General features: G+C 61.0%; 1 protein-coding gene. It reads right to left on the minus strand.

Translation table 11 applies throughout. From position 1 onward, the window contains the following. Positions 1–71 precede the first annotated feature (71 nt). Positions 72–809 (minus strand): osmolarity response regulator transcription factor OmpR, encoded by a 738-nt coding sequence (gene ompR / locus AC1D1X_RS24495; protein ID WP_007866319.1) that lies wholly within the window; start codon positions 807–809, stop codon positions 72–74. Positions 810–919: the final 110 nt, after the last annotated feature.

Here is a 919-nt window from a genome sequence, read left to right on the forward strand (position 1 = left end):
CTGCAGGCGGGTGGCCCCCTCGGGGGGCAGCGCATTACACGAAGCCGAAGGCGCAGTGAAAAGCGTGGGGGCTAGTTCGTTCCGTCCGGCACAAACACGTAGCCGATACCCCAGACCGTCTGGATGTAGCGGGGCACCGCAGCATCCACTTCGATCAGTTTGCGCAAACGGGACACCTGCACGTCCAGGCTGCGGTCAAAGGGCTCGAATTCGCGTCCGCGTGCCAGCTGTGCCAGTTTTTCGCGGGACAGCGGCTGCCGCGGGTGGCGCACCAGGGTTTTCAGCATGGCGAATTCGCCGGTGGTCAGCGGCAGCTCTTCGCCGTTCTTGTGCAGGGTGCGCAAGCCCATATCGAAGGAAAACGGCCCAAAGGTAATCACTTCCTGGTCGCTGGACGGCGCACCCGGCACTTCAGCCGTCGGCCGGCGGCGCAGCACGGCGTGGATGCGGGCGAGCAATTCACGGGGATTGAACGGTTTTGCCAGGTAATCGTCGGCGCCGACCTCGAGGCCGACAATGCGGTCCACGTCCTCGCCTTTGGCGGTCAGCATGATGATGGGCGTACGGTCATTGGCGGCGCGCAGGCGGCGGCAGATGGAAAGGCCGTCTTCGCCAGGCATCATCAAATCCAGGACGATCAGGTCGACGGCGTCGCGCAGCATGATGCGGTTCAGCGCTTTGCTGTCTTCGGCGAGGATGACCTCAAAACCTTCCTGGGCCAGGTAGCGACGCAGCAGGTCGCGAATGCGGGCATCGTCATCAAGGATCAGGATTTTGTCGGCACGGGCGTTGGGTTGAGCTTGGGTCATAGTCATCTGGTAATTTGTAACAGAGCCATTTTGAAGGCTGAAAAGGCGGGATGTCGCATTTTTCAGTCGGTTTGACACACTGTTACAAAAGTTGCGGCCACATGCAAGTG

Source organism: Polaromonas sp. P1_G4 (genome assembly GCF_056405475.1).

Bases quoted from the DNA above. Each gene is read 5' to 3' on its own strand.
- ompR (WP_007866319.1), bottom strand. From the start codon at position 809: ATGACCCAAGCTCAACCCAACGCCCGTGCCGACAAAATCCTGATCCTT.